Below are 1,988 nucleotides of genomic sequence, written 5' to 3' on the forward strand. Positions count from 1 at the left end.
GCCCTGGCGGTGGCCGAGGCCGCGACCGCGACCGGGGTCTCGGAGGCGGCCGCGGCGCGGCTGGTGAACGAGGCGGGCGAGCTCGCCGGGACCCACCGGGAGGTCCTGGAGGCCCTCAGGGCCGGGCGGATCGGCCACCAGCACGCCCGGGTGATCGTGGACCAGGCCCGGACCCTGCCGCCCGGGGACGCGGCCGGGTTCGCCCGCCGGGTGAACCGCCTCGGGTTTGATGGAGGGATCGATGACCCGGGAGGATTGATTCCATGTCGACGCCGCGGAGGTACCCTGCCGAGCTGAGGGAGCGCGCCACACGTCTGGCGCTGGAGGCCAGAGCGGATCCTGCGACCCGGGTCGGGGCGTACAAGCGGATCGGAGAGCAGCTGGGGGTTCATCCCGAGGCGCTGCGGACCTGGGTCCGCGAGACGGAGGTCGACGAGGGCCTGAGGCCCGGGACGACCAGCACGGACGCTGCCCGGATCGCCGAGCTTGAGCGGGAGAACCGCGAGCTGCGCCGGGCGAACGCGATCCTGAAGCAGGCCTCGGCTTTCTTCGCGGCGGAGCTCGACCGCCCCTCGAGGTGATGTGCGCCTTCATCGAGGAGCACCGAGGCGAGCACGGGGTCGAGCCGATCTGCCGCGTCCTGCAGATCGCCCCGAGCACCTATTACGCCCGCCGCGCCCGCCAGCCCTCCGACCGCGCCCTGCGGGACGCCGAGCTGGCCGGGCGGATCCGGGCCCTGCACCGGGAGAACTACGGCGTCTACGGGGCCCGCAAGGTCCACGCCGCACTCAGGCGCGAGGGCGTGGCGGTGGCCCGCTGCACCGTCGAGCGGCTCATGCGCGCGGAGGGCCTGCGCGGGATCAGCCGCGCCAAGGGCCCGCGGACCACGCGCCCAGCCCCGGAGGCGGCCCGCCCCGAGGACCTGGTCGAGGGGAGGTTCACCGCAGAGGCCCCGAACAGGCTCTGGGTCGCGGACATCACCTACGTGCGCACCTTCGCAGGCTGGGTCTACGCCGCGTTCGTCATGGACGTCTTCTCCCGCAGGATCGTGGGCTGGCAGGTCGCCACCAGCCTCTACACCGAGCTCGCCCTGGACGCCCTGCAGATGGGCATCTGGGTCCGGACCAGGGACGGGGCCGACCTGGCCGGCCTCGTCCACCATTCCGACCGCGGCGTCCAGTACCGGGCGATCCGCTACACAGAGCGCCTCGCCGAGGCCGAGGCCGTCGCCTCCGTCGGCTCGCGCGGCGACTCGTACGACAACGCCATGGCCGAGGCGCTGAACTCCCTGTTCAAGGCCGAGCTGGTCCGCAACCGTGGCCCCTGGCGCGACATCAACCACCTCGAGGTAGCCGTCGCCGAATGGGTCGACTGGTACAACCACCGGCGCCTGCACGGCGAGCTCGGCTACGTCCCACCCGCCGAACACGAATCAGCCCACGCGCGGTCGACCACTGAACGAGAATTCACGAAAACCAACTGAAGAGGCCTCCATCAAACCCGGGGCTTGACAGGGGCCTGGACCGGGCGGTGACCCGCACGGGCAGGCGCCGGACCCCGGCGGAGCTGCGCTCTGCCCTGCGGCAGCTGCGGGAGCGGGAGCACCCGGAGCATCGGGTCCCGGAAGGAGGCCGCGGCCCGGGACCGGGGCGTGTGGTTCGCCCCCGAGCCGGACGGGATGTGCACCCTGACCGCGTTCCTGCCCGCCGAGGCAGGCCTGGCCCTCTACCAGGGCCTCGACGCCGACGCCCGCACCGCCCGCAGCCACCTCCCCCCAACCCCCGGCAAACCCCGCCCCGGCGATGCCGGCGGCGGTTGCGGTCCCGCCGATGCCGCGGGCGCCGGCGTCGGGGCGGCGGGGTCCTCGGCGTCCGTTGCGGCGGCGGAGGAACGGACCCTGTCCCAGCTGCGCGCCGACGCGCTCGTGCACCGGCTCCTGGGCGTCCCGGACGAGGCCTTCCCCGGCCCCTTCCGACCCCACATCACCC

General features: G+C 73.9%; 2 protein-coding genes, 1 pseudogene and 1 other annotated feature. All 3 genes and pseudogenes read left to right on the forward strand.

What is annotated here, in order from left to right:
• Positions 1-297, forward strand: a pseudogene (locus tag LK10_RS12855) (DUF222 domain-containing protein); the annotation flags it as partial.
• A protein-coding gene (locus tag LK10_RS12865) for an IS3 family transposase (protein ID WP_231567756.1) occupies positions 264-1,483 on the forward strand; the annotation gives its coding sequence in 2 pieces (ribosomal slippage) (positions 264-543 and positions 543-1,483; 1,221 coding nt in all). The pseudogene LK10_RS12855 and the gene LK10_RS12865, both read left to right, overlap by 34 nt.
• Positions 542-655 (forward strand) — a sequence feature (AL1L pseudoknot). It overlaps the preceding gene by 114 nt.
• A 195-nt stretch (positions 1,484-1,678) precedes the next feature.
• On the forward strand, positions 1,679-1,988 hold a 310-nt coding region (locus LK10_RS12870), incomplete at its 3' end, for a hypothetical protein (protein WP_231567757.1).

This window comes from Sinomonas humi, from assembly GCF_000802235.1.
Taxonomy (GTDB): Bacteria; Actinomycetota; Actinomycetes; order Actinomycetales; family Micrococcaceae; genus Sinomonas; species Sinomonas humi.